The organism is Jejuia sp. G7-7, from assembly GCF_055808955.1.
On the sequence record NZ_JBVVSZ010000002.1, the window covers coordinates 367288 to 393899 of the forward strand.

The 26612-nt window shown below is 33.3% G+C and carries 27 protein-coding genes and 2 pseudogenes; 18 read left to right on the forward strand and 11 right to left on the reverse strand.

The annotated features are described in order from the left end of the window. Nucleotides 1-2: 2 nt before the first annotated feature. Nucleotides 3-4388 (reverse strand): DNA polymerase III subunit alpha, encoded by a 4386-nt coding sequence (gene dnaE / locus AC0L5U_RS11810; protein WP_473416604.1) that lies wholly within the window; start codon nt 4386-4388, stop codon nt 3-5. A gap of 184 nt (nt 4389-4572) precedes the next feature. Between dnaE and AC0L5U_RS11815 the strand changes: the two genes are divergently transcribed. The 4 genes from AC0L5U_RS11815 to rimM all read left to right on the forward strand — a co-directional run bounded on the left by AC0L5U_RS11815 (nt 4573) and on the right by rimM (nt 7307). Next, nucleotides 4573-5637, forward strand: a complete 1065-nt coding sequence (locus AC0L5U_RS11815; protein WP_473416605.1) for a lactonase family protein — start codon at nt 4573-4575, stop codon at nt 5635-5637. A gap of 135 nt (nt 5638-5772) precedes the next feature. Next, the gene (locus AC0L5U_RS11820) at nt 5773-6291 is read left to right on the forward strand and encodes a 30S ribosomal protein S16 (protein WP_473416606.1); all 519 of its coding nucleotides are present in this window, start codon (nt 5773-5775) and stop codon (nt 6289-6291) included. A 66-nt stretch (nt 6292-6357) separates the two neighbouring features. After that, entirely contained in the window at nt 6358-6762 is a 405-nt protein-coding gene (locus AC0L5U_RS11825) for a hypothetical protein (protein ID WP_473416607.1), read from the forward strand. A 17-nt stretch (nt 6763-6779) separates the two neighbouring features. Beyond that, nucleotides 6780-7307 (forward strand): ribosome maturation factor RimM, encoded by a 528-nt coding sequence (gene rimM, locus AC0L5U_RS11830; protein WP_473416608.1) that lies wholly within the window; start codon nt 6780-6782, stop codon nt 7305-7307. Between the two features lie 74 nt (nt 7308-7381). Here rimM and AC0L5U_RS11835 read toward each other — a convergent pair whose 3' ends face one another. From AC0L5U_RS11835 to AC0L5U_RS11845, 3 genes are all read right to left on the reverse strand, one after another. Next, nucleotides 7382-7648 carry a hypothetical protein gene (locus AC0L5U_RS11835; RefSeq protein ID WP_473416609.1) on the reverse strand — a complete coding sequence of 89 codons (267 nt, stop codon included), beginning with the start codon at nt 7646-7648 and terminating at the stop codon, nt 7382-7384. 17 nt (nt 7649-7665) lie between these two features. Next, on the reverse strand, nt 7666-7830 hold the full coding sequence (locus AC0L5U_RS11840; protein ID WP_473416610.1) for a hypothetical protein: 165 nt from the start codon (nt 7828-7830) through the stop codon (nt 7666-7668). Between the two features lie 239 nt (nt 7831-8069). Beyond that, nucleotides 8070-8543 carry a DUF2383 domain-containing protein gene (locus tag AC0L5U_RS11845; RefSeq protein ID WP_473416611.1) on the reverse strand — a complete coding sequence of 158 codons (474 nt, stop codon included), beginning with the start codon at nt 8541-8543 and terminating at the stop codon, nt 8070-8072. A gap of 182 nt (nt 8544-8725) precedes the next feature. On the opposite strand from AC0L5U_RS11845, the gene AC0L5U_RS11850 reads away from it, so the two are divergent. The 14 genes and pseudogenes from AC0L5U_RS11850 (at nt 8726) to AC0L5U_RS11915 (ending at nt 22524) form a co-directional block, all read left to right on the forward strand. Beyond that, nucleotides 8726-9448, forward strand: a complete 723-nt coding sequence (locus AC0L5U_RS11850) for a tRNA1(Val) (adenine(37)-N6)-methyltransferase (protein ID WP_473416612.1) — start codon at nt 8726-8728, stop codon at nt 9446-9448. Nucleotides 9449-9556: 108 nt separating this feature from the next. Next, nucleotides 9557-10733 (forward strand): annotated as a pseudogene (locus AC0L5U_RS11855) (acyl-CoA dehydrogenase family protein). A gap of 1 nt (nt 10734) precedes the next feature. Then, nucleotides 10735-11076, forward strand: coding sequence for a VOC family protein (locus AC0L5U_RS11860; RefSeq protein WP_473416613.1), 342 nt, complete (start codon nt 10735-10737; stop codon nt 11074-11076). A gap of 159 nt (nt 11077-11235) precedes the next feature. Then, nucleotides 11236-13983 (forward strand): PPi-type phosphoenolpyruvate carboxykinase family protein, encoded by a 2748-nt coding sequence (locus tag AC0L5U_RS11865; protein ID WP_473416614.1) that lies wholly within the window; start codon nt 11236-11238, stop codon nt 13981-13983. A 22-nt stretch (nt 13984-14005) separates the two neighbouring features. Continuing rightward, nucleotides 14006-14689, forward strand: a complete 684-nt coding sequence (locus AC0L5U_RS11870) for a hypothetical protein (protein ID WP_473416615.1) — start codon at nt 14006-14008, stop codon at nt 14687-14689. Nucleotides 14690-14834: 145 nt separating this feature from the next. Continuing rightward, on the forward strand, nt 14835-15161 hold the full coding sequence (locus AC0L5U_RS11875; RefSeq protein ID WP_473416616.1) for a hypothetical protein: 327 nt from the start codon (nt 14835-14837) through the stop codon (nt 15159-15161). Between the two features lie 86 nt (nt 15162-15247). Continuing rightward, nucleotides 15248-16285 (forward strand): transporter, encoded by a 1038-nt coding sequence (locus AC0L5U_RS11880; RefSeq protein ID WP_473416617.1) that lies wholly within the window; start codon nt 15248-15250, stop codon nt 16283-16285. A gap of 264 nt (nt 16286-16549) precedes the next feature. Further along, nucleotides 16550-16990, forward strand: a complete 441-nt coding sequence (locus AC0L5U_RS11885; protein WP_473418282.1) for a Crp/Fnr family transcriptional regulator — start codon at nt 16550-16552, stop codon at nt 16988-16990. A 90-nt stretch (nt 16991-17080) separates the two neighbouring features. Next, the gene (locus AC0L5U_RS11890) at nt 17081-17569 is read left to right on the forward strand and encodes a GlcG/HbpS family heme-binding protein (RefSeq protein WP_473416618.1); all 489 of its coding nucleotides are present in this window, start codon (nt 17081-17083) and stop codon (nt 17567-17569) included. A 24-nt stretch (nt 17570-17593) separates the two neighbouring features. Then, nucleotides 17594-19114 (forward strand): Dabb family protein, encoded by a 1521-nt coding sequence (locus tag AC0L5U_RS11895; RefSeq protein ID WP_473416619.1) that lies wholly within the window; start codon nt 17594-17596, stop codon nt 19112-19114. Between the two features lie 19 nt (nt 19115-19133). Continuing rightward, nucleotides 19134-19853 (forward strand): 3-ketoacyl-ACP reductase, encoded by a 720-nt coding sequence (locus AC0L5U_RS11900; protein ID WP_473416620.1) that lies wholly within the window; start codon nt 19134-19136, stop codon nt 19851-19853. Between the two features lie 160 nt (nt 19854-20013). Beyond that, nucleotides 20014-20760, forward strand: coding sequence for an SGNH/GDSL hydrolase family protein (locus tag AC0L5U_RS11905; RefSeq protein ID WP_473416621.1), 747 nt, complete (start codon nt 20014-20016; stop codon nt 20758-20760). A 24-nt stretch (nt 20761-20784) separates the two neighbouring features. Next, nucleotides 20785-21689, forward strand: a pseudogene (locus AC0L5U_RS11910) (metallophosphoesterase family protein). Nucleotides 21690-21720: 31 nt separating this feature from the next. Then, complete coding sequence (locus tag AC0L5U_RS11915; protein WP_473416622.1) at nt 21721-22524, forward strand: DUF1853 family protein; 804 nt, start codon at nt 21721-21723, stop codon at nt 22522-22524. Between the two features lie 13 nt (nt 22525-22537). On the opposite strand, the gene AC0L5U_RS11920 is transcribed toward AC0L5U_RS11915, so the two are convergent. The 7 genes from AC0L5U_RS11920 to trmB form a co-directional block, all read right to left on the reverse strand. Continuing rightward, nucleotides 22538-22756 (reverse strand): YegP family protein, encoded by a 219-nt coding sequence (locus AC0L5U_RS11920; RefSeq protein ID WP_473416623.1) that lies wholly within the window; start codon nt 22754-22756, stop codon nt 22538-22540. A 175-nt stretch (nt 22757-22931) separates the two neighbouring features. Continuing rightward, nucleotides 22932-23264, reverse strand: a complete 333-nt coding sequence (locus tag AC0L5U_RS11925) for a 2Fe-2S iron-sulfur cluster-binding family protein (RefSeq protein ID WP_473416624.1) — start codon at nt 23262-23264, stop codon at nt 22932-22934. A gap of 110 nt (nt 23265-23374) precedes the next feature. After that, entirely contained in the window at nt 23375-23617 is a 243-nt protein-coding gene (locus tag AC0L5U_RS11930; RefSeq protein ID WP_473416625.1) for a NifU family protein, read from the reverse strand. Nucleotides 23618-23620: 3 nt separating this feature from the next. Next, nucleotides 23621-24757, reverse strand: coding sequence for an Mrp/NBP35 family ATP-binding protein (locus tag AC0L5U_RS11935; protein WP_473416626.1), 1137 nt, complete (start codon nt 24755-24757; stop codon nt 23621-23623). Between the two features lie 199 nt (nt 24758-24956). After that, the gene (locus tag AC0L5U_RS11940; RefSeq protein ID WP_473416627.1) at nt 24957-25286 is read right to left on the reverse strand and encodes an MGMT family protein; all 330 of its coding nucleotides are present in this window, start codon (nt 25284-25286) and stop codon (nt 24957-24959) included. 1 nt (nt 25287) lies between these two features. Then, on the reverse strand, nt 25288-25917 hold the full coding sequence (locus AC0L5U_RS11945; RefSeq protein WP_473416628.1) for a LysE family translocator: 630 nt from the start codon (nt 25915-25917) through the stop codon (nt 25288-25290). Beyond that, nucleotides 25918-26592: a tRNA (guanosine(46)-N7)-methyltransferase TrmB gene (gene trmB, locus AC0L5U_RS11950; RefSeq protein ID WP_473416629.1), complete on the reverse strand. Its 675-nt coding sequence runs from the start codon at nt 26590-26592 to the stop codon at nt 25918-25920. Between the last annotated feature and the right edge of the window lie 20 nt (nt 26593-26612).

Sequence of the window (26612 nt, forward strand, 5' to 3'; positions counted from 1 at the left end):
ACCTAATTCAACTTAAACCTCACATCCTGCGCCTCCAACTCATTTAACAACTCCTGAGACACTTTAACCTTTTGTCTACGACTAGGCATAATTAATTTCATTTTTTCTTTTGTGTCATACACTAAAAAATTCAAAGCTTGATTCCCAGGATGCATGTGCAACAACTCTTTTAAAGCTATTATTTTTTGCTCCGTTAAATCTTTTATATCAACCTGTATAGACAATTTTTTAGCATACTGCTCCATCACATCATGTAACAATTGGAAACTATTAAACTGCAATCTTGGGTCGCTCTTTTTACCTGTGTCTTTATTGGTCCACCCCTCGCGCACAAAGCTTTTTACAAATACAAAGTTGTTTTGCAGTAAAAAGTGCCTGTATTTTAAATACTCTTCACCAAAAATTCTAAACTCATAACTATCGGTGTAATCTTCAATAGTAAACAATGCCCAACCTTTTCCTTGTTTACTCACACGATGTTGCACATCAGTAACCACACCACCAAACACCAATTCACGATTCACATAAGGCTCTAAATTATTAAACATCCCAACCGTGGCATTACAAAAGGTCTTCATTTCGGTTTTAAAATCATCCAACGGATGACCAGAAATATAAACCCCCACTACTTCACGCTCCTTACTCAAAGTTTTCATGGTGCCCCATTCTTCACATGGTGGCACTTCGGGTTCAGAAAATTGCACACTACTCTGCTCCCCAAACATGTCTATTTGTGCAGAATTTTTATTCTCTTTATACTTTTGAGCAAACTTTATCGCCTTTTCTAAAAAGGTAATACCATCGCCATCATCATGAAAATATTGCGCACGATGTATATCGCCGAAGCCATCAAAACCTCCTGCATAGGCTAAATTTTCAAAGGCTTTTTTATTGGCCGCTCTTAAATCAATACGTTTTGCAAAATCGAAAATGGAACTGTAATGTCCATCTTCTTTTCGGTTCTCAACAATCGTCATGACCGCACCATGACCAACACCCTTTATGGCACCCATACCAAAACGCACCGCACCATCTTTATTTACAGAGAATTTATAGTAACTTTCATTTACATCTGGTCCTAAAACGTCCAACTTCATGCGTTTACATTCTTCCATAAAGAATGTCACTTGCTTAATATCGTTCATGTTATTTGAAAGCACCGCAGCCATATATTCTGCAGGATAATGTGCTTTTAAATAAGCCGTTTGGTAAGCAATCCATGCATAACATGTGGAGTGCGATTTGTTGAAGGCGTAACTCGCAAAAGCTTCCCAATCTTTCCAAACTTTTTCTAGAATTTTAGCATCATGTCCGTTAGCGCTGGCCTGCTCGATAAACTTAGGCTTCATTTTATCAAGTACAGCAATTTGCTTTTTACCCATTGCTTTACGAAGTACATCGGCTTCACCTTTGGTAAAATCTGCTAAACTCTGAGAGAGCAGCATCACTTGCTCTTGATATACCGTAATACCATAAGTTTCCTTTAGGTATTCTTCCATTGCGAGTAAATCATACTCGATTTCCTCATCGCCATGTTTTCTACGAACGAAACTCGGAATATATTCCATAGGTCCTGGACGATACAAGGCGTTCATCGCAATTAAATCTTCAAAAACCGTTGGTTTTAAATCCCGAAGGTGTTTTTGCATCCCAGGAGATTCATATTGGAACACCCCTACCGTTTCGCCGCGTTGAAATAACGCATACGTTTCTTCATCATCTAAAGGAAAACTCTCAGGATCTAATTGAATCCCATGTTTTGCTTTTACAATTTTAACGGTGTCTTTAATTAAAGTCAGCGTTTTTAAACCCAAGAAATCCATTTTCAGTAATCCTGCATCTTCCACAACCGAGTTATCAAACTGGGTAACGTACAAATCTGAATCTTTTGCCACCGAAACCGGAACGAATTTGGTAATATCATCTGGTGTGATAATAACACCACAAGCATGAATTCCCGTATTTCTTACTGAACCTTCAAGACTTCTAGCGAGGTTTACCGTTTCAGCTTGTAAATCAGAGCCATCTGCTATATTCAAAAGCTCGTTTACTTTTTCTAAATCTTCAGCCCTAAATTTCTTCCCGAGTTCCTTTTCATCTAAACCAAAAATCTTTCCGAGTTTAGACATCGTTGGAATTAATTTCGCAATTCTATCCGCATCAAATAATGGTAAATCCAATACACGTGCTGTATCACGAATAGACGATTTTGCAGCCATTGTACCATAGGTGATAATTTGCGCTACCTGATTGGACCCGTATTTTTCAATCACATAGTCCATCACACGACTTCTACCTTCATCATCAAAATCAATATCAATATCAGGCATACTAATACGATCTGGATTCAAGAAACGCTCAAAAAGCAAATCGTACTTTAATGGGTCAATATTGGTAATCCAAAGGCAATAGGCAGCAACAGAACCCGCTGCAGAACCACGCCCAGGACCTACCGATACGTCCATATTTCTAGCTTCGCGAATAAAATCTTCAACTATTAAGAAATACCCCGGATAACCGGTGTTTTCAATTACACTTAATTCAAAATCTAGACGTTCAGTTACTTCTTCAGAAAGTGGTTCACCATAACGTTTCTTTGCGCCTTCATATACCAAATGTTTCAAATAGGCATTTTCGCCTCGTTTACCGCCATCAAGCTCATCTTCTTCATGTTTAAACTCATCAGGAATATCAAAAGCTGGTAATAACACATCACGAGCTAACTGAAATGCTTCCACTTTATCAACAACTTCTTGAACATTTTTTATCGCTTCAGGAACATCCTGAAACAATTTTTTCATGGCGTCTGGCGACTTAAAATAATATTCTTGATTTGGCAACCCGTAACGATAACCACGGCCTCTTCCGATTGGTGTAGCTTGTTTTTCTCCATCTTTAACACATAATAAAATATCATGTGCGTTGGCGTCTTCTTGTTTTCTGTAATACGTATTATTTGATGCTACTAGCTTAATATCATGTTTTTTTGCCAACTTAATTAAAGTTGGATTCACACGATTTTCATCCTCTTGATTATGCCGCATGAGCTCTACATACAAATCATCTCCAAATTCTTCTTTCCACCATAATAAAGCTTCTTCAGCTTGATTTTCGCCTATATTTAATACTTTACTAGGTACTTCACCATATAAGTTGCCTGTGAGTACAATTAAATCTTCTTTGTACTGCTGAATCAGTTTTTTATCAATTCTTGGTAAATAATAAAAGCCATCAACAAAAGCATGCGATGATAACTTCGCCAAATTATGATAGCCTTTTTTATTTTTAGCCAGTAGCACAATTTGGTAACCATTGTCTTTTCTGGTTTTATCTGTATGGTTTTCACACACAAAAAACTCACAACCTACAATAGGTTTAATCAATTTTGCATCTGTAGCCTCTCCGCTTTCTTCAGCTACTGCTATTTTTTCTTTAATGCTTTTATTCGCTTTATTTACGGCATTTACAAAGTGAAAGGCTCCCATCATATTAGCATGATCGGTTAAAGCAACCGCTGACATGTTATGTTCTACTGCTGCTGCAACAATATCCGAAACACTCATTGTGGATTGCAATACCGAAAACTGAGAATGATTATGCAAATGCACAAAATTGACATCTGCTAAATCAGATACATTTTGTTGAATATCTTCAGTAGAAATTCCTGATTTCGCCTTTTCAATGCGTTCTCGGATTTTAGCACTTTCTTTTTTAAGATTGATGTGCTTTAAACCAATGGTTTGAACTGTATCAGGATTTTCTTTTTTGAAATTTTCAAAATAATCAGGCTGAACATCTAACTGTTCTTTTGTGTATTCACCCAAACGTACCAACTCGAAAAAACAACGTGTAGTTGCCTCAACATCGGCAGTCGCATTATGTGCTTCTGAAAAAGGTACGTTAAATAAAAACTCGTGTAATTCTGTAAGCGTAGGCAGTTTAAATTTACCATAACGCCCTCCTGGAATTTGGCATAAACTTGCTGTATGCTCTGTACAAGTATCTAAAACAGGGAGCTCTTGCAAAGGGTTTGCTACATCACCACGCACAAACTCCGCACCCATAATGTTTAAATCAAACTTTACATTCTGCCCAACAACAAATTTGGTTTTACCTAAAGCTTCATTAAACCTCTCTAAAACCTCAGCTAAAGGCACACCTTGTTCCTCTGCCAATTCAGTAGAAATACCGTGAATTTTTTCAGCATCATATGGAATATTAAACCCCTCAGGTTGCACTAAATAATCCTGACTCTCGATACAATTACCCATACCATCGTGGAGTTGCCACGCGATTTGAATACACCTTGGCCAGTTGTCAGTATCTGTAATTGGCGCATCCCAACGTTTTGGTAATCCGGTGGTTTCAGTATCGAAGATTAAGTACATGCAGTAAGTTTATTTGTTGATGTGTGTATTCGTTGATTCGAGAATAACGAGCATATAAAAATAGGTAGAATTTGTACTTTTTTAAAATGAAGTTATAAACAGTTGTAAACAAAAAAGTGTTTTAACTTTTTTTGATGTAATTACTTAAATTTATTCTATTTTTATAAATCAAAAATAACTCAATATGAAATTCCTCTTATATATATTTTTTCCTGTTCTTTTTCTTTTCAACTGTAAAGCTCAAAACACATCACTCTATGTGGGCACATACACTAAAGGCAATAGTGAAGGTATTTATAAGTTAGATTTTAACACGAAAACTGGAGAACTCTCCAATAAAAAATTAGCAGTTAAAGTTGAAAACCCCTCTTTCATCACTTTTTCACCTAACAAAAACTATATATATGCAGTAGGTGAAGGACAAACAAGTGCAATTACAGCCTTTAAATTAAAAGATGATGGCTTGTTAGAATTTATAAATTCTGAGAGCAGTAACGGAAAAGGCCCATGTCATGTTTCTATAAATACAACCGGAAATAAAGCTGTTGTTTCTAATTATGGAGGCGGTACAATTTCAATTTATGATATTAATACCGATGGAAGTTTGAATAAAGCGTCTCAAGTTTTTGACCATAATGAAGAAGGCGAAAAACCAGCACGAGCACATTCAGCTCAGTTTTATAAAGATGATTTATTTGTCTCAGATTTGGGTAGAAACAGATTGTACCAATACAAACTCGATAATAACGCTTATCAACTAGAATCTAAATCAATAATTAATATTGAAGGTAATCCGGGACCAAGGCATTTTGCTATTTCTAAAAATGGAAATTTTATTTATAATATTAATGAATATGGAGGTTCTATAACTTCAGTTAAAAGAGTAGCATCAGGATTTGAACAAATAGATTTTGATTCTACTTTAGATAAAAATTATAAAGGCAAAAACAAATGTGCAGACATTCATTTATCTAAAGATGAACGTTTCTTATACGGTTCTAACCGAGGCGAAAACACGATTGCTGTTTTTGAAAGAAATACAGAAACTGGTATGATTGATAAAATTCAAAACATGAGTGTTCATGGAGATTGGCCACGAAACTTCACTTTAGACCCAACAGGAAAGTTCATGTTAGTTGCCAACCAAAACAGCGAAAATATTTCGGTATTTAAAATTGACACTCGAACAGGTAAATTAACCTTTATGCATTCCATTGAATTACCAAGTCCGGTATGTTTATTATTTTAACCATATAAACTACTGAAAATCAGTATTTAAAAAATAAAATTTCATCACTAAAAAAGACTTTGATTTTCAAAAAAACATAGTATATTTGCGCTCTTATTAATAACCGAGGTCGAGAACCTCAAATAATTAATTATTATGCCAGTAAAAATTAGATTACAAAGACACGGTAAAAAAGGAAAACCTTACTACTGGATCGTAGCAGCTGATGCACGTTCAAAAAGAGATGGTAAATACCTAGAAAAATTAGGTGCTTACAATCCAAACACAAATCCAGCAACTGTTGAATTAAACGTTGATGGTGCTGTAAAATGGTTACAAAATGGTGCACAACCAACTGATACTGCTAAGACATTATTGTCTTACAAAGGTGCAATGTTAAAAAATCACCTTGCAGGAGGTGTTAGAAAAGGTGCTTTAACTGAAGAGCAAGCAGAAGCTAAATTTACTGCTTGGTTAGAAGAAAAAGAAGCCAAAATCCAAGCTAAAGCTGATGGTTTATCTACAGCTGAAGCTAAAGCTAAAGCTGATGCTCTAGCTGCTGAAAAAGCTGTTAATGAAGCAAGAATAGCTGCGGCTGCTCCTGCTCCTGTTGAAGAAGAGGTAGCTGAAGAAGCTCCTGCTGCTGAGGCTGAAGCCTCAAACGAAGAAGAATAAAAAAATAATTTTTTATACTTTTAAACTCCGATAGAAATATCGGAGTTTTTTATTTAAACATTATTTATGATGCCGAAAGTTTATGGTAAATGCAAAAAATGCTCTGCAGAAATAGCATATAAAACAGATGTTAATACAAGAGTTGAATTTGCGATGCAGCATGGAGAAAATATTGTAATAAACTGTAAACATTGTAACACACGAAATAATTGCCATGTTGATGATTTATTTGCTAACCCATCTAAGACAGCTCAAATCATAGCTAGCTTAGTCTTAGTTGTAGGCACGCCGTTAGCTTTCTTTTTCATTAACCCAATTTTTGAGTCTAGTAAAAGCCATTATGTAATTTATGTAGTTGGTGGTTTTTTGCTAGTTCCCATTTTTGTCTATATTCTTTTAAACAAACAAGACCAAACGCGTGTTAGTGATTTCAATAGACGAAAACTTAAAGGTCGTATTCATAATATTTGATAATTATAAATTCAAACATGAAAAAAGAAGATTGCTTTTACTTAGGTAAAATTGTAAAAAAATATAGTTTTAAAGGCGAGGTTTTAGCGAAACTAGATACTGACCAACCAGAACTATACGAAAATCTTGACGCTATCTTTTTAGAATTAAGAAACAACCTTGTCCCCTTTTTTGTTGAACGTTCTCAATTACACAAATCTGAATTACTTCGTATTAAATTTGAAGATGTTGATACGGAAGCTGATGCGGATGCTATCATTAAAAGCGGTTTGTATTTACCCTTAGACTTATTACCAAAGCTTGATGGTGATAAATTTTACTTCCATGAGGTCATTGGGTTTACCATTACTGATAAAAACTTTGGAGAGGTTGGTGTTATTAAAGCCATAAACGACTCTACAGCTCAATCTCTTTTTGAAATTGATAGAGATGGTATAGAAATTCTAATTCCAATGAATGATGAATTCATTTTAAAAGTAGATAGAGACAACAAAACTATTCTTGTTGAAACGCCTCAGGGTTTGATTGATTTATACCTTAATTAGAATTAATTTATTCATAACATAAAAAAAGCTAACCTTAAAAGGTTAGCTTTTAAATATATCAAACTAGAGGTACATTATGCAACCAACTGCTCCTCTACTTTAATAGTATTTAATGTTTTTTGAATTTCGTCTCTCTGCTCAATTAATATTTTACAAACATTTAATGGTAAATTTCTTTGTTGTAACAATTCGTTGTAAGCCGAAATACTTAATTTTTTAATTATACATACTTGATCCAATAATTCTGACTCAAGGTCAGCATCAAGAAGTTTTTTAAATCTTAAATAAGATTTTTTTAGTTCATTACTCAAGGTTTCAAAATGTATTGGAGTACCATTCAATTTGATGATTTCTGCTCTTAAAATCCTACTAAATTCATTTCTAAAAAACTGGTATTCCTAAAAAATACTTTTAAATCTTCATCATTAACATCCTCATATACATCTAAATATATCTTTTCAACTTCAAAATTTAAATGTAACAACCTGTTCATTTTGTCTAAGTTTCTTTCTAAATGTTTCATATAGCAATAATCTAGTGTTCGTATTTTATTTATCAACTAAAGTTGGTTATAATACAACTACGTAAACATTACACATTAAGTATCTTCATAAGATGATTTTTAACATATTTTAGCACTATTTATGAGTTTTTAACTAATAAACAACACTCAGATATTAAAATTTCAAAAACTTAATTCATAAAAAAACACTTGCTAAACATTTAACAAGTGTTACTCAAAATATTTTAGTTTTTTATATTTTACCCGTTGGAAGCCACATGTTTTTGTGAAGATAAGCCGTCTTGATATCTCATAAGACTTATTGAAGTTCCTATAATATGTCTTTGTTTTTCTAACAACGTTGATAATCCTTCAGAAAATTCAAAATTATTCAAAACTCTATTATAGTGAGTTAAACATAATGTTTTGAGTCTATTAATTTCACTAAATAAAGTACGTGAGTTATTTGATGCAATGGCCTTTTTAAAATCTGGCCAATTAATTTTTGTTTGGGATTCTATATCATCATTAAAATCTGGAATTCCTCCCAACAACCTTATTTCAGCTCCCAAATATCTAGAAAACTCATTTCGTCTCAAAAGCTCTAGCTCTAAAAATTGTTTTAATTCTTCACTATCAGTAGCTTCTAGAGCTTCTAGATAAACTCTTTCAGCATTATAATTAATTACTAACAATTCATTGAGCTGACCGATTTTTTGTTTTAATTGCACCATAATTTTCATGTTTTATTCAGTAGATTAGACTTAAGTTGTTTAATTAGAATGGGAAAAGCTCCAACAATTTAAGAAAATAATTTAAAAAAATGTATTTTATCGGATATTTTTGTTACTTCATAGCGGATTTTAGCTTTTCATATACGGTAAAATGCACCTCCAATTAAGTATAACACTTTTTAATGATTAAAAAATCACCCACTTTTAAATTCAAGAAATTTTCAATCGAACATGATAAATGCGCGATGAAAATTGGAACTGATGGTGTTCTATTAGGTGCTTGGACTCCACTTGATAAAAACCCTTTTTCTGTTTTAGATATTGGTGCAGGAACAGGGCTGCTTTCACTTATGCTAGCACAACGAAGTCATGCAGAAGTTATTGATGCCTTGGAAATTGATAATGATGCTTACGAACAATGTGTTGAAAATTTTGAGCAATCATTTTGGGGCGACCGCTTGTTTTGTTACCATGCTTCACTTGATGAATTTGTTGATGAAATTGAAGATAAATACGATCTTATAATTTGTAATCCTCCCTTTTTTAACGAAAATTATAAATCTAAAGATAAACAAAGAGATTTAGCCCGTTTTCAAGATGCGATGCCCTTTGAACACTTACTTGAAAGTGTTTCAAAATTACTTTCAGAAAATGGTTCATTTTCAGTAGTTATTCCTTTTAAAGAAGAAGCTAAATTTATTGCTTTAGCTTCAAAGCATAATTTATTCCCAAACAAAATACTTCAGGCAAAAGGTAATCCAACTTCAGAAATTAAACGAAGTTTTATTAAATTCTCTTTCAGCGAAAGCGAAATTAAAAGTGATGAATTAATTATTGAAACCAAAAGACATCAATACACCAAAGATTATATAGACTTAACTAAAGATTTCTATTTGAAAATGTAATTTAATCAATAAAGATTATTTAAATTTGAGGGATTATATTGATGATTTGATAAAAAAATCATCGTTTTATTAATTATTTTTCTTTAAATTACTTTAAATTCAGTCTTTATGCGACCAGATTTATTTGAAGCTCCAGATTATTACAACTTAGATGAGTTACTAACTGACGAACATAAATTAGTACGTAATGTGGCTCGTGAATGGGTAAAACGTAATGTATCTCCTATTATTGAAGAATATGCTCAAAAAGCAGAATTCCCAAAACAAATTATTGATGGTTTAGCAGAAATTGGTGCTTTTGGCCCTTACATACCTATAGAATATGGAGGAGCTGGTTTAGACCAAATTAGCTATGGCTTAATTATGCAAGAAATAGAGCGTGGTGATTCTGGTGTTCGTTCTACAGCATCTGTACAATCATCTTTAGTTATGTACCCTATTTGGAAATATGGCGATGAAGTGCAACGTCAAAAATATTTACCAAAACTCGCTTCTGGTGAATCGATAGGCTGTTTTGGATTAACCGAACCTGATCATGGTAGTAATCCTTCTGGAATGTTAACTAATTTTAAAGACAAAGGCGATTACTACCTATTAAATGGTGCAAAAATGTGGATAAGTAACGCCCCATTTGCACAAATTGCAGTAGTTTGGGCTAAAGATGAAACTGGACGCATTCACGGACTTATAGTTGAACGTGGAATGGAAGGTTTTTCTACTCCTGAAACACATAATAAGTGGTCACTTCGTGCTTCAGCTACTGGCGAGCTTATTTTCGATAATGTAAAAATCCCTAAAGAAAACTTATTACCTAACAAATCTGGATTAGGTGCACCACTTGGTTGCTTAGATTCTGCTCGGTACGGAATTGCTTAGGTGCTATTGGAGCTGCAATGGATTGTTACGATACAGCTTTAAGATATAGCAAAGAGCGTATGCAATTTGGCAAACCAATTGGTCAGTTTCAACTACAACAAAAAAACTTGCAGAAATGATTACCGAAATTACTAAAGCACAGCTTTTAACTTGGAGATTAGGTGTACTACGTAATGAAGGTAAAGCAACCTCAGCTCAAATATCCATGGCTAAACGCAATAATGTGGATATGGCAATTAATATTGCTAGAGAAGCCCGACAAATTTTAGGAGGCATGGGTATCACAGGAGAGTATTCTATAATGCGTCATTCAATGAATTTAGAAAGCGTGATTACTTATGAAGGCACCCATGACATTCATTTATTAATTACTGGATTGGATATTACAGGACTTAATGCCTTTAAATAAAATGAGCAATACACACATTAATTACATTGAGTTTAAAGCTCATGATCTTAAAAAAATTAAACAATTTTATTCAGAATGTTTTGGTTGGGTATTTACAGATTATGGAGACACTTACATTGCATTTTCAGAAAGCGGTCTTGAAGGTGGTTTCGAAAAAACAGAAGAACAAATAATAAACGGTGTTTTAGTGGTTCTGTATCATGTAAATTTGGATTTGATTAAGCGTAAAATCATTGGTGCCAATGGCATTATTTCTGTAGATACTTTTTCTTTTCCTGGAGGTAGAAGATTTCAGTTTTTAGATCCATCAGGAAATGAGTTAGCTGTTTGGACAGATAAATAATTAGATAAATTTTATATCTATTTTTGCCATAATTCTTGAAGTCTTGCAGATTAAAAACTACTCATTTAATGACATTTGACAGGTTTTTTAAACTATTCTTGGGTTAATTTTGCTTTAAACAACAATGTAGTTGTATTACATTCAACAGTTTAAAGTATCATGAAAGAATTAAGAAAAGACATCATCCAATTCACAAATTTACAATTAGCTTCCCTCGGACAACCTACATTTAAAGACAAAAACAACAGCGAAGTACAATTTTGTAATCCAAAATTTGAGGAGTTAACAAGTGGATTAATTAAAAGTATCCAAGAAAAATCTCGACTTTTAGCAAGTCATCATTGTCCTGCCGATTCTAGAATTCAAAACTTCTTAAATGAGTATTTAAAGGATGTTTCTTTTAACAAGTCTTACACACTTCCAAACAACACTTTAGTATTATCAAAAAAAGGTCAAGCTAGAGAAGTAAGTTTACCTCCAGATGGAAATACTTTCAAGAGTGATTTGGTAACTTCAAATAGAGTAAAACAAGGTATTTTAAATAATCCTTTACATGATAAAAGAACTACAAAAGGTACATTTCATATTGTGGGAGGAGGTTTACCTGTGCCTTTAGATAAAAAAGAGGTACCAAAAATTGCATTTGCACATTTTTTAAATTCAGCATTTAATCCTTCAAATGATTTAAAAGTTTTACCATTCACTTCAAACCAAGAAAACAAAGCAAAAGTTATGGTTTCAATGTTGCTGAGACCAACGGTTTGCCCTGAAGTTAAAGGTGTAACACCAAAAAAATCTTTAGAAGTTCGCTTTTTTGCACCAGGTAATTTAGCGAGTAACTTAGATTTTGTAGAGTCTATTTTTGGTAATGCAGGTGACCCAAACCTAGCTCAAAACGACGCTGCTTTAGACACGGGGCATTGGACAGGACACACAGGCTGTATAGTATTAGCACCCCAACTAATAACATTAAAGAAAAAAGACGTAGGGCTACCGCATTATGATGATGCTACAGAACGTCAGCGTAGAGATGGCATGTGTTGGAAAGATGAAAACGAATTATACAACGATGGAGGTGCTTTTAAAATTACATGTAGAGACGATAGTGGTGTTGTAGTGACTTTAATTGCCGATAACTACTATGGATATTCTAAGAAAGAGATTAAAACTCAAATTAGTTACTCTGCCAATTTATTTGGTTTAGTTGAAGAAGAACATGCTGGTGGTGCCATTGCTTTTGCAAGAAGAGTAATGGGTGATACACTCGATGGAAAAGACTATACTGAATTTCATAATTACAGACATAGTTTTGAAGAAGTAAAACAACTTTTAGGAGATAGTATTAAAGTACAACCTGAAGGCTACGCTATTGATAAAAAATATCCGAATATTATTTACATTCCAGAATTGGCCTATGTAAATACTAATACCAATAGTATTACTTGGGAACATGATGGTAAGCATCAGAAGTTAACCTTATCTCCATATAAAACCTATGTGCATCCTACAGGAAATAAATTCAGATTAGAAAAACATAAAGCTGTAGACTTATGGCGTATTGTTGACACCTTTGCAGAAGGCGTATTTTGCCACAAACCATGCACGGTCTCTGGTGGTGGTAAATCTGAGATTTCAAAATCTATGCAAAATGCCATTACATACAGTAATTTCAACATTATAGATATTGAAGAAGATTTCAAAAAAGCAGATGAAATTATAGAATTTAATTACTCAACACGTTGGAAAGTAAAAGACCCTAACAGACCAAAATCAAGACACTTTCTTAGTGAAAAAAGGACTTTGAGTTCTGCTGTGAAGCTACTAATTCCTTCCGAAGAAAACTCAGATGAATTCAATGAATTCTTAAAAAGCATCCCTGTTCATATTCGCTCTTTGGTATTATTTGTTAAGCGTTTATACCGCCAAGCACACGGTACTCTAAACTGGAAAGAGTACATGTCTGTTGAGATTATCAATGGAAAAAAAGGTACTGGATTAAGATACAACAACACACCTGTAATGGGTAGTTATGTTCGTATTGGTTTTAATCCACAAGGCAATTGGATGCTTAACAAGCTACGTTCAGATTTTTCACCTTGTGAAAAAGTACAAACAGAAGATGATATTACCGCATCCATCACATTACCAAGAGAGCAATTAAACAATCAAAACCCCGAGTTTACAAATAAAAGTTTGAAGGTACTGGTTAACTGTGAAGCACACTTATTTCAAAGACCAGATGAAGCAGTTGTTAGAGGTTATGATAAAGGTGCAGAGTTAGATTTGATAACTGATGGTCGTTTTTTAACAAACTATGAGTTAATGAAAAAAGAAGATGCTATTGCACTTTATGAAGATACCATCAACTTTGATAAATACACAAAACCAGTACAAGACTTTTTAGAAAGTATTGTAAAAAGTAACAAGGAAGAGGAATATTTTGTTGTGCCTTCTCATACAAGAATTGTAGATGGGGAACCTACAAAAAACCCACGTTACTTAGAGCCAAACAGGTTCTATAATGAAACAGAAGCATCATACTTGGCAGATTTAGGTGTTCGGTTATTCAGACAAGTAAAAATTGACGATGCCGTAATACATGTTGTGAATGCTGTATTACCAGGACGACGAAATAACCCTGTGGATAAAGCTGCTGGTATTCGTCCGTTGGCTGTTTATAGTCCAATTCATTATCAAGAAACACCCGAGTTGTTTATGGATTTTATTTGTAGTCTTACGGGTAAATCACCATCAACTACTGGAGCAGGTTCTGAGGGCGCGTTAACTAAAGCCCCTTTTAACATGTTAACGCCAACAACTGACTTAAACAATGCTTTACTTTCTCATATTCTAACTGAATCTAACGGGTTTAGCACTCGCAGCTGGCTATGTTGGTGCAGAAAATAAGATTGATCATGATGTTAGTTTATTGATTCCTGAAATTTGGGCAAGGTTAGAACCTGTAGACAGAGATCCTAAAGCTTTAATTGAAAATGGTTCTTTAGAAAAACTTAATGATTTTGATTTTGAAGGTGAAACCATTTTAGCAAGCAGATTAGGTTATAGAATCACGAAAACTTTTAACTACAGATGTTTAAACAGAATTTTTGATGAACCTACCGCTGTATTTAGTGAACGTATGTTAAAACCAGAACTACAAGGATTAGAAGACTATGTAGATGGTATTAAAAATATTGTTGAAGCACAACAAAAAGTAGCTCTCAACTATTTTGAAGACGGCAGCGTAGAGAGTGCAATTCCTCCTTTAAAAATCTTATTGCACATTATGGCTTATGGTAATTATGAAGGTAAAGGCATAAGCGATCCCGAACTGCGTAAATTCTTTGACAGAGATTATGTTTTAAATAGCGATTGGTACAAGGATCGCTTAAAGCTAAAACAACAAAAGGATATTAGCTTCTATGATTCGCAAATTGGGTATTTAGAAGATTTTATTTCGAATCCACAAAACAAAATTTTGGTTGACGAAATGAATATTAAAGGTAAGTTAGATTCTGTAAAAGCATCTTATAAAAATGTAAAATCTGATGCTTATCTAAATAGCTTAATTGGCACAATTGGGGCAGACCCATTATACAGAAAAGTTAATTAATGGTCTTTAATTATTATTTTAAAATCTGGGTGATTTAATGTCGTCCAGATTTTTTTGTTATCACTAACGCAATTATATTTGCTCAAAAAAATCAGTCTTGCACAAATTTTCTGCCATATTTTTTGTTTTCCTCTACATTTTATCCATGTTAAGACCCGTGCAACCTTATGTTGAATATATTTTGAATCAAGATTACATCGCTGAATTTTTGTGTATCAATAAAGACAAACCAGAATTGCAATGTAATGGAAAATGCCATTTGGTTAAAGAAATTGAAAAACAACAAGAGCAAGACCCTTTTTCAGCCCTAACCATTTCATTAGAAAACTATCCTATTGGATTTGTAATCATTTACAAAATTGAAACAACAAATAGTTTTATAACTCACCGGAAAAACTCAAATACCCCATACCACATATTATATTATTTCGATTATAATTATAGTACTTTTCAACCACCCGATTTCGTATAATTTTCACGACAAATGAAAAACTTCTTTTGAAATCTTATTTATAAAAAAAGAAGAACAATTAATTACACATTATTTAAAATTATACAATGAAACATATAATCATTGCAATACTATGTGTTGCAACATCATTAACTTTTGCTCAACATGAAAATAATGCTGATCACAAATCAGATTCAAATAAATGGTCTTCTAGTAGAGTAGATGGGCATGCACCAATTTTTGTAATGGGAGATCATACACATCATAAAGGTGGCATAATGTTTTCTTACCGTTACATGACAATGGATATGCGTCAATTAAGACAAGGAACCGATGATGCTACAAATGCAGATGCTCATGCCAACTATATGGTAGCACCAATTGACATGGTTATGAACATGCACATGCTTGGAGCTATGTATGCGCCATCAGATAAGATTACCATTATGGTAATGGCTAATTATCTAGAAAACGATATGAATTTACAAATGCGAAATGGTAATCAATTTTCAACAAACACCTCTGGGTTTGGTGATGTTATGGTAAGCGCTTTATACAGTTTATTTAATAAAAACAGACAAGCAATGCATGCTCAGATTGGTGTAACTATTCCAACAGGTAGTATAGAAGAAAAAAATGTACTTCCAGTTTCTATGGGTAATGCTGTACAATTGCCTTACCCTATGCAATTGGGGACAGGGTCTTTTAGTGCAAAATTAGGATTGACGTATTTAGGACAATGCGATACATTTTCCTGGGGACATCAATTGACAGGACTAATAAACATTAATGATAATGACCAAGACTATAAATTCGGAAACCGATATAAATTTAACAACTGGATAGCAGCAAAAGCAGGCGACAATTTAAGTATTTCTCTAAGATTAGAAGGAATTGTTGTCGATGAAATTGATGGTACAAGTGAGCTATTAAACCCAATGATGGTAACTACAGCCGATATTACAAATTCTGGCGGAACAATTATAAATTCAGGATTTGGACTAAATTATTTAGTTACAAATGGAGGATTAAAAGGTTTACGTTTTGCAACCGAAATTTCAACACCGCTGTATCAAGACCTAAATGGTATTCAATTAAAACAAAATTACAACCTAATGTTTGGGCTGCAATACGCTATACATTAAACACCTTTTTGCCTTAATTTTAAAAAGCGTTTCAAAACTGAAACGCTTTTTTGTTTTCTAATTTCAGAATAAAAACACTTCATTATCACACAAAAAAGCGATACTTTAGATTGCTATAATTTTTTAAGCTAAAATGTCATACGATTTACTAAAAGAAAATATTAAAAAAATATCCGAATTTCTAATGAGGAACTGGATACGTTTTGCAATTATTTTCGTCCAAAATCCATCAATAAAAAAGAGTTTTTACTTTCTCAAGGAGACATCTGTAAATTTGAAGGGTTTGTTTTAGAAGGTTGTTTCAGAATTTTTTCAATTGACAAAAAAGGCAATGAAAACACCCTACATTTTGCAGCTAAAGATTGGTGGCTTATGGATATAGATAGTTTTATGAACCAAACACCATCAAACTTAAATATTCAGGCTCTAGAAGACAGTAAAGTACTTTTAATTAATAGAACAGATAAATTGGTCCTTTACGAATCAGTTACCGTTGTTGAAAAACTATTTAGAGTCATGTCTCAAAAAGCAATAGTTGCATGGCAACGTCGCTTAATTCGTAACCACAGCCAAACCGCTAAAGAACGTTACCAATATTTCGCAAACACCTATCCGAATATAGCTTCAAAACTCACCGACAAACAAATTGCTAGTTATTTAGGCATTACCCACGAATTTTTAAGTAAAATCAAGAAACAGTCTTAAATTAAGTTAAATTTATATTAAGTTGAACTTGTTCAACTATTTTCTCAAAATGGTTTATAATTTTTGTGCTTATAAATTATAAACAACATTATGAACTCTATTAAACTATTAAAAATCTGTGTTTTTACATTAACACTATCATTATTTTCAAATATATTAAATGCCCAAATAACTAACGACATTACACATGAAGAAGCTCTGAAAGCACTTTTAGCAGCAAAGAAAATTGCAGAAGATTCAAAAGTTTTAGTAAACATTGCAGTTGTGGATGCTGGTGCTAACTTAAAAGCTTTCATAAGAATGGACGAATCTTATTTAGGTAGTATTGATGTAGCTATTAAAAAAGCAAAAACAGCACGCTATTTTAATATTGACACGGGAAAATTGGGAGAATTAACCCAACCAGGAGGTATTATTTATAATATAGAATTGACCAATAATGGACTTGTATCCTTCCCTGGCGGCATACCCATTAAAAATAAAGATGGCAAAATTATTGGTGCAATTGGCGTAAGTGGCGGCACCATAGATCAAGATAGAGCTATAGCTGTTGCTGGAGCAAAAGCAATTATAGATTAATTAAACTTGAAAAAGACTAAAATTATGAATACTATAAAAAAAGGAATTCTCGCAATAACATTACTTATGTCGCAAATTTGTTTAGCTCAAGTTTCCGATGACTTGATGCTTTACAGGCAAGATTTCAAAAACATATCAGGAACCAATACCGTTTCTATAACGAGTTATGAAAAAGACGGTTCTCATTATGTATTTGCTGGCGGTATTGGGAATGTTGATGTTTATAGTTTAGATAAACAAGGTATCCTTACCCCTATAAGCAATCATGAACTTCACATGAAAAAAGGCCCTTCAAGAGGTATGGTTGCTGATAATATTAACGGTACAGATTTTCTATTTGTAGCAAACAAGCATGGCAATGTTATTGAAACCTTTAAAATTTTAGACAATGGGTCTCTTGAACGTGTTGCTTTAGTTGAAGATACAGACGAAACGCACCTCGGAACTGCCATTACGCTGCAAGTTGTTCACATGAAAACATCGTCTTATCTCTTTGTTGGTGGCTTAGAAGAAACACCAGGGTTAAGTAGTTTTAAGATTGAAAACGATGGAAAACTAACTCACGTGCAGTCTATGAAAGATGATGAAACCATTCATACTGATGGTATCATAGGGATGTTTACTCATAAGATTAAAGGAAAAACTTTTTTATATACAGGCGGATTTCAAGATAATGGCGTGAGTAGTTTCAGGGTTTATGAAAATGGTAAATTTAAAAATATCAATAACATAAGTGACAATACCACAGATAGATATTTAACAGGAGCATACCCTGTAACTGGTGTCACTCTTGGCGGTAATAATTATGTAATCGTTGGTCACAGACATCATAAATATTACAAAAGAGGAGGTTTTATAAAAAGACCCGATTTTGTATATCACGGTGACGGTGTAAGTATTTTTAAAGTGAATAAAAAAGGTGCTTTAATTCCTCATTCCGTTTTAAAGGATGATGAAACCACAAAACTACAAGGGCAAACAAGAATTGAAGTGGTTTCAACTGATAATAACGAAGCCGTATTGGCAGTAGGCACAAGAGACGACGAAAGTATTCAATTACTTAAATTAAATAAAGAAGGTGTTCTTAGTCCTATAAATTATTTAGAAACTGGATACTCTATTTATTACGGTTTAAGGTCTCATAAAATAGGCGAAGACAACTTCCTGATTGCAGGTTCTTTTCGGTCTGATTTAAAAAAGATAGTTAGCTATAAACTTGGGCCTAAAATTAATAGAGATGGCAAAGTTTTAAGACACATGGTTAACCTAACGTATAAAGAAGATGCCACACAAGAGCAGGTTAATAATGCTGTTGAGGCTTTTGTAAATCTTAAAAAAGAAATTCCAGAAATTGCAAACCTTGAATGGGGATTAAATGATAGTACCGAAGGTCATAGCAAAGGTTTAACCCATTGCTTCACTTTAACTTTTAATGATGAACACGCCAGAGAAATCTACCTATTCCATAAAGCGCATTTAGATTTGGTAAGTAAAATTGGCCCCATTATTGCCGATGTTTTAGTGTTAGATTATTGGACAAAATAAAATTCCAAAAAAAAAGAAAATGAATAATTTAGGAAACAAAAAAGCAATTATAACAGGAGGTAGCCGAGGACTTGGAAAAGCAATCGCAATAGCCTTTGCCAAAGAAGGTGTTGATGTAGCTATCACAGGTAGAAACGAAAAAGCATTAAAAGCAACTATTTCTGAATTAGAAACCTTTGGAGTTAAAGCTATCTATTCGGTATTCGATGTGGGGAATTATGAAGACGTTAAAAGTGGTATCAAAAGTATTACAGATACATTAGGCACTATTGATATTTTGGTAAATAATGCAGGTATTGGCGGATTTGGACTATTTAAAGATATGGCCATTTCTGTTTGGACTAATATTATTCAAACTAATTTAATGGGCATGTATTATGTAACTAAAGAGGTTTTACCCCATTTATTAAAGCTAGATGAAGGTGATATCATAAACATTTCTTCTACGGCGGGCTTGAATGGAAATGCTAGTACTTCAGCGTATTCAGCTTCAAAATTTGCAGTCATGGGAATGTCAGAATCACTAATGAAAGAAGTTCGTAAAGACAATATTAGAGTTTCCACCTATACGCCAAGTACATTTGAATCTGACATGTCAATTAATGCTGGAATAGCTACTAAAGGCTCTCAAGAAAGTGTTTTACAACCAGTAGACTTTGCAGAATTGATAGTAGCAGGTTTAAAACTTCCAAGAAGAGCATTGCTTAAAAGTGCAGCCTTATGGTCTACTAATCCATAATTACATTATACCAAATGATAGCATCTATTAAAACTGAAGAGTCAATTCTTAGGTTTTATTTTAGAAAACGTTCCGTTCTGATAATTCTTAGAACGGAATGCTTTTTTATACATTTTAAGTTTTCAGTCTAAAACCGTATCTTTAAAATAAAAAAATAAAATTGAAAATACCTTTGCTATACCTCAGTTTGGGCTTCTTTATATGTTTTGGGTGCTCCTCTAATTCTCAAATGGATGAGCATGAAAAAGAAATGGAAATTAAAGACGATGAAAAAGAAATTACCCCTCCAGCAAACAACATGTTAAAAATTCTTTCTCTCGGAGATAGTTATACCATTGGAGAGAGCGTTTGCTCCGCATGTAGGTTTCCAGAACAACTTAAAGATAGTATTAGCCAAAAAACGGGACAAAGTAATATCGATTTAAAAGTAATTGCAAGAACAGGTTGGACAACTAGTGCTCTTAAAGGAGCAATTGCAAATGAAACCATCACTAAAGATTATGATTTAGTTACGCTTCTTATTGGTGTTAACAACCAATACCAACAAGGCTCTTTTGATGTTTTTGAAATTGAGTTCCCAGAACTTGTTAGTAAAGCCATAGAATTTACTAATTTTAAATCTAAAAACGTAATTGTAGTTTCCATCCCAGATTATGCCTTTACACCTTTTGGTAATGGCAACGATTTAATCACCAAAGATATTGATAAATACAATGATTTTATCGAAAAGTATTGCAAACAATATAGCATTACTTATATATACATTACTGATATTACCAGACAAGGTTTAGATAAACCCGATTTGGTGGCATCTGATGGTTTACATCCATCTACGTTGGCTTATACTCAATTTGTTAGCAGAATGCTACCCGATGCTTTAGAAAAAATAGGATATACTACTAAGTAATTATTTTTATATTCGCCTAAAGTAATACCAAATGTTTTCCTCCAAAAAAGATTAGATAAAGCCTATAAAGAAGCAAAAGTTGTCGATTTTGATGACGATAGCAAATTTATACTTTTTAGCGATTGCCACCGGGGCGACAACAGTTTTGCAGATGATTTTGCAAATAACCGAAACATCTACTTTCATGCTTTAAAGCATTATTATGCTGAGGGTTTTCAATATTGCGAGTTGGGTGATGGCGATGAACTTTGGGAAAACCTCTCTTTTGACTCTATTTTGAATGCTCATAAGAATGTTTACATGCTTATGAAGTTATTTCATAAAAGTGATAGATTACATATGATATGGGGAAATCATGATATGGTTTACAGAGACCCAAACTATGTAAAAAAACATTTATCGACTTATTTTGATCCAAAAGTAGGAGAAGATGTTGAACTTTTTGGAGATATAAAATACAATGAAGGCCTCGTTTTAAAACATTGCATGACGGGGCAAGAACTCTTTTAACTCACGGTCATCAAGCCGATTGGTGGAATTTCTTATTTTGGAAATGGAGCCGATTTATGGTGCGTGTATTATGGAAACCACTAAACGTTATGGGAATTGCAGACCCCACAAGCCCTGCAAAAAATTATAAAGAACTTATTAAAGTTGAACGCAGAACAAAAAAATGGATTACTGAAAACAACAACCTATTAACCATTGTTGGGCACACCCATCGCCCACGTTTTCCTGAACCTGGAGATATTGCTTTTTTTAACGATGGTAGTTGTGTACACCCAAGAAGTATTACAGGCATTGAAATTGAAAACGGTAAAATTTCATTGATTAAATGGCAAATTGCTACTAAAGATGATGGTACACTTCAAATTGTAAGGGTGCTATTGGAAGGCCCCAGAAAGTTACTGGATTATAAAACTAATTGAAATTAAATACTAGACTCCTAACTTCGCAGGAATGACAAATATGCTCCAAAAAAGATACGAAGGCTTTTTAAAAACATCTTGTTTATGGAAAGACAATGCTGTATTTAATTTGCATGCATTTAAAATCCATTCTCAATCTCAAAAAATTGATATTTCAGTTGATGAAACATTGCGTTTAGGGAAATATGTTGAGCGATTTGTTTCCTTTGAATTAGAGCAACAAGAAAACAGTTCTGTTTTAGCTAAAAATATTCAAATTCAAAATGAGAAAATTACTTTAGGAGAATTAGATTGTTTGTTTTTGAGAAATAACACCCCCATTCACTTAGAAATTATTTATAAGTTTTACCTGTATGATGATTCTGTTGGCACTACTGAAATAGAACATTTTATTGGTCCTAACAGAAAAGACTCTTTAATAGAAAAACTAACAAAGCTTAAAGAAAAACAATTACCTCTACTCTATTCTGATGCTTGTAAACCATATTTAGACGAACTTGGCTTAAAACCTGAAGGTATTTCTCAACAAGTCTATTTTAAAGCACAGCTGTTTGCGCCTTTTTCAAATCAAGACCATCAACTTAAAACTTTAAATAACGATTGTATTGTTGGGTTTTATATAAATATCCATGATTTGAATGCTCTTACAGCATGTAAGTTTTACATTCCTAATAAAAAGGATTGGTTGTTAATACCAAATACTAATGTAGACTGGTTAAATTTTAAAAGTTTTAAAGCAATAACTAAAGATTATATTGCTCAAAAATTTTCTGCGTTGTGTTGGATGAAATTTAAAACTGGAGAACTGAAGAAAGTGTTTTTGGTTTGGTGGTAAGTATCCATAATACCTAAACCAAAGACACTTCATAATCAACTTCAAATTTATTAATTCCAAGCTTAATTAATGAAATAGAATTTTCCATTGAACTTTTATTAAGATAACTTTTACTAGTGCCTATTATTTCATTATTTCCGTAATTTACAAAAACGAAATAATAACTTCCACATTCAGCTTTTAGTCTTTTAAAGTTTTTTTCTGCTCTTGAATAAACTTTAAAATAGTTCACTTTTTTCAAGCATAATTGTAATGAAGAAAATGGTTCACTAAAAAATAGTATATCATTTTTAGTTTTCAAAAAAAACCTAAAATGACTATCCTTATCCTGAAAAATTTTTAGAAGTGCCATTAACCTGCTTGATTAATTAATTGGACACTTAATTTACGATAAGTCACATAATAATTTAACTCTCTGGAGCCAACTCTACTTCTAAACCTTCCATGTCTGGAGTCATTTGAATTTGGCAACCTAAGCGACTTGAATCTTTTACATCAAAAGCCTCAGATAACATAGCTTCTTCATCATCACTCATTTCAGGCAATTCGGTTTCGCTTAACACATAACATTGACAAGAAGCGCACATAGCCATACCTCCACAAACACCAATGGTACCTTCTGGAGCTAGCTCGTATGAACGCACTACTTCCATTAAATTCATTGCCATATCGGTAGGTGCTACAATTTCATGCTTTACACCGTCTCTATCTGTTATTTTTATGTTTATGTCTTGACTCATTGTGAAATTTATTGTTACGCTAATTGCATTGCATTTTGCGTGCCAAAAATATTATTTATTATGGTATTAATCTAAAAAATAGGAAAGAAAGCTGTTTTATAAAGAAAAAATTATGCTTCTATATTAATAACTTGCTCTATTTGCGGTGCATGTTTTTTAATTGTCATTTCAACACCAGATTTCAACGTCATTTGGTTAACACTACACCCAACGCAAGCACCCTGTAATTGTACTTTAACCAACTTACCATCTTCTATCGCTAATAATGAAATATCTCCTCCATCACTTTGTAAAAACGGACGAATTTCATCTAGGGCTTTTTCAACATTTAGTCTTAATTCTTCTGATGTCATATTTTATTTTTTAACCGCTGAACATCCAGCCATAGTGGTAATTTTAATAGCTTCAGTTGGTGGTAAATTATCATTACGCCTTACAACTTCTTGTACAACATTTTGCGTTATTTTCTCGAATGCTTGCTCTAATGGTGTTGCTGTTTGTAATGCAGCAGGGCGTCCAACATCTCCAGCCTCTCTAATACTTTGTACTAACGGAATATCTCCTATAAACGGTACTTTTAAATCTTCTGCTAGGTTTTTTGCACCTTCTTTTCCGAAAATGTAATACTTATTATCAGGCAACTCGTCAGGTGTAAAGTACGCCATATTTTCAATAATTCCTAAAACAGGAACATTGATACTTTCTTGTTGAAACATCGCTACGCCTTTTTTAGCATCTGCTAATGCAACAACTTGTGGTGTACTAACTATAACCGCTCCAGTAATTGGTAACGACTGCATAATACTTAAATGGATATCTCCCGTTCCCGGAGGCAAATCTAAAAGCAAGAAATCCAATTCGCCCCAATGTGCATCAAAAATCATTTGATTTAAGGCTTTTGCTGCCATTGGCCCTCTCCAAACTACAGCTTGATCGGGTTGCGTAAAGAATCCTATAGACAATACTTTTACACCGTAATTCTCGATAGGTTTCATTTTAGATTTCCCATCGATGTTTACTGCCAATGGTTTTTCTTTTGCAACATCGAACATAATTGGAATGGATGGCCCGTAAATATCGGCATCTAAAACACCAACTTTAAAGCCCATTTTAGCTAGAGTTACTGCTAAATTTGCTGTAACCGTAGATTTTCCAACACCACCTTTACCCGATGCTACAGCAATTATATTTCGAATACCTGGAACTGGCTTTCCTTTTATCACATTCGTTTTTGGCTTCTCAGGAGCTTCTACCTTAACATTTATAGTGATTTTTGCTTTAGCATAAACCTTTTCGTGAATGGTTTTAAGAATATCTACTTCAGTACGTTTTTTAGCTTGTAAACTCGGATTTTTAATCGTGATATCTACAATAACCTCATCGGCAAATGTTACTATATTTTTAACAGCGCCACTTTCTACCATGTTTTGTCCTTCGCCAGGAACAGTAATAGTTTCAAGCGCTTTATATATATCTTGTTTATTTAACTTCATTTCTTTTATTAAGAATCATTCTAAAGGCAAAGATAGGTAATAAAGCTTGAAGAATGAAGGCGGAAGTTAGAAGTTTTATTGATGCAGATATTGGGTTTGGTTATAGGGTTTATATTTGTAAATTTTACAAAAATTAGGAAATAGTTAGGATAAATGGATGAGATATTTAAACCCCTAGAACTTTGAGACAATACAACAACTATAGTTCTTTAGAAGGATCCCAAAAAATTTCATCTAAATTCTGAATTTGGTTTTCAACTACCTCAATACCTTCACTTTCTATAAGTTGTTGCATTAAGTTTGTACCATCAAAATGATGTTTTCCCGTTAACAAGCCTTTTCTATTCACAACTCTATGCGCTGGCACATCTTTTCCGCTAGAACCATTCATGGCGTAACCTACCATTCTTGCGCTTCTTGCCGCTCCCAAATATTTTGCAATAGCGCCATAACTTGTTACTTTTCCGTAGGGAATTTGTTTAGCAACTTCATAAACTTTATCAAAGAAATTAAGTGTTTCGGGTTTCATCTTAGAAATCTTTAACGATATTGATTAAAGTCACAATGGAAATAACACCTGTAATTCCCCCAATAATACGGTTCATGTTTTTTTGAGAAGTGAATGATTTCCCTTTTATTTTATCAAAGAAGAAAATATACATGTAAAGGGTTACAAATGTTCCTGTAGCTGCTCCAATAACATATGCCATAATACTCGTTTTCTCAAACGTCATCCAACCGAATGATGCAAGAGTAATTGTCATATAAGCTTGATATGGTATTGGAAATACATTTATTGCCGACATAAAAATGCCTTGAAAAAAACGACTGTGTTTACTCTTTATTTTAGGATCTATTTGTTGCTTAGGTTCAGATTTAGCTATAAATAAAAAATAGACAGTAATTAGTATAAAAATGATTAAAGCTACAATTCTAAGTATATCTATAACTTCTGAATGTTTACTTAAATAACGTGCAAAAATTGCAGCTAAATACGTTTGAATCAAAACCACTACACAAACTCCTAAAGAGAACATAATACCTCGAACGTGGCCTTCTTTTAAACTGATTTTTGCAGCCGTCATATTCAACAGTCCAGGAGGAATAACGCCTATTAAAGCAAAAAATAATCCTAAGAAAAAGATAAAGGTGATGTCCACTTATTTAATTTTAAACCGAATATACGTAATTGGTTTGTTCTGTTCTAGATATTGAGACTCATAATAAGTTTGAATACTGGTTACTTCTTCTGGACTCCCTTCTTGTTTGTACACATTATGATTTGCATACAACACTTCATGCCCTGCACCATGCAAAAGTCCTAATGTATAACCGTGCATAAACTCACTATCTGTTTTTAGGTTCACCACGCCGTCTGGTTTTAATATTAGTTTATAACGCTCTAAAAAAGTAGCATTTGTCATGCGGTGTTTGGTACGCTTGTATTTTATTTGAGGGTCTGGGAAGGTAATCCAAATTTCATCTACTTCGTTTTCGGCAAAAGCGTGATCTATTAATTCTATTTGTGTGCGTAAAAATGCAACATTTGGAATATTTTCTTCAATGGCTGTTTTTGCACCACGCCAAAATCGTGCGCCTTTAATATCAACACCAATAAAATTTTTGTTTGGATATTTTTTGGCTAATGCTATAGCGTATTCACCTTTACCACAGCCTAATTCTAAAACTAAGGGGTTATTATTTTTAAATATTTCTGTTCTCCAGTTTCCTTTTAAATTGAATTCTGAATTCACTAATTCTTCCCTAGTTGGTTGGAATACATTGGTAAATGAATCGTTTTCTCTAAATCGCTTAAGCTTATTTTTACTTCCCAAGATTTCTTATTCTAATTTTG

Coding starts and splice junctions, on each gene's coding strand:
- AC0L5U_RS11890 (WP_473416618.1), top strand. CDS start 17,081: ATGAACTCTATTAAACTATTAAAAATCTGTGTTTTTACATTAACACTA.
- AC0L5U_RS11815 (WP_473416605.1), top strand. CDS start 4,573: ATGAAATTCCTCTTATATATATTTTTTCCTGTTCTTTTTCTTTTCAAC.
- AC0L5U_RS11860 (WP_473416613.1), top strand. CDS start 10,735: ATGAGCAATACACACATTAATTACATTGAGTTTAAAGCTCATGATCTT.
- AC0L5U_RS11880 (WP_473416617.1), top strand. CDS start 15,248: ATGAAACATATAATCATTGCAATACTATGTGTTGCAACATCATTAACT.
- rimM (WP_473416608.1), top strand. CDS start 6,780: ATGAAAAAAGAAGATTGCTTTTACTTAGGTAAAATTGTAAAAAAATAT.
- dnaE (WP_473416604.1), bottom strand. CDS start 4,388: ATGTACTTAATCTTCGATACTGAAACCACCGGATTACCAAAACGTTGG.
- AC0L5U_RS11940 (WP_473416627.1), bottom strand. CDS start 25,286: ATGAAACCCGAAACACTTAATTTCTTTGATAAAGTTTATGAAGTTGCT.
- AC0L5U_RS11840 (WP_473416610.1), bottom strand. CDS start 7,830: ATGAAACATTTAGAAAGAAACTTAGACAAAATGAACAGGTTGTTACAT.
- AC0L5U_RS11900 (WP_473416620.1), top strand. CDS start 19,134: ATGAATAATTTAGGAAACAAAAAAGCAATTATAACAGGAGGTAGCCGA.
- AC0L5U_RS11895 (WP_473416619.1), top strand. CDS start 17,594: ATGAATACTATAAAAAAAGGAATTCTCGCAATAACATTACTTATGTCG.
- AC0L5U_RS11820 (WP_473416606.1), top strand. CDS start 5,773: ATGCCAGTAAAAATTAGATTACAAAGACACGGTAAAAAAGGAAAACCT.
- AC0L5U_RS11915 (WP_473416622.1), top strand. CDS start 21,721: ATGACAAATATGCTCCAAAAAAGATACGAAGGCTTTTTAAAAACATCT.
- AC0L5U_RS11875 (WP_473416616.1), top strand. CDS start 14,835: ATGTTAAGACCCGTGCAACCTTATGTTGAATATATTTTGAATCAAGAT.
- AC0L5U_RS11935 (WP_473416626.1), bottom strand. CDS start 24,757: ATGAAGTTAAATAAACAAGATATATATAAAGCGCTTGAAACTATTACT.
- AC0L5U_RS11930 (WP_473416625.1), bottom strand. CDS start 23,617: ATGACATCAGAAGAATTAAGACTAAATGTTGAAAAAGCCCTAGATGAA.
- AC0L5U_RS11825 (WP_473416607.1), top strand. CDS start 6,358: ATGATGCCGAAAGTTTATGGTAAATGCAAAAAATGCTCTGCAGAAATA.
- AC0L5U_RS11845 (WP_473416611.1), bottom strand. CDS start 8,543: ATGGTGCAATTAAAACAAAAAATCGGTCAGCTCAATGAATTGTTAGTA.
- AC0L5U_RS11850 (WP_473416612.1), top strand. CDS start 8,726: ATGATTAAAAAATCACCCACTTTTAAATTCAAGAAATTTTCAATCGAA.
- AC0L5U_RS11865 (WP_473416614.1), top strand. CDS start 11,236: ATGAAAGAATTAAGAAAAGACATCATCCAATTCACAAATTTACAATTA.
- AC0L5U_RS11925 (WP_473416624.1), bottom strand. CDS start 23,264: ATGAGTCAAGACATAAACATAAAAATAACAGATAGAGACGGTGTAAAG.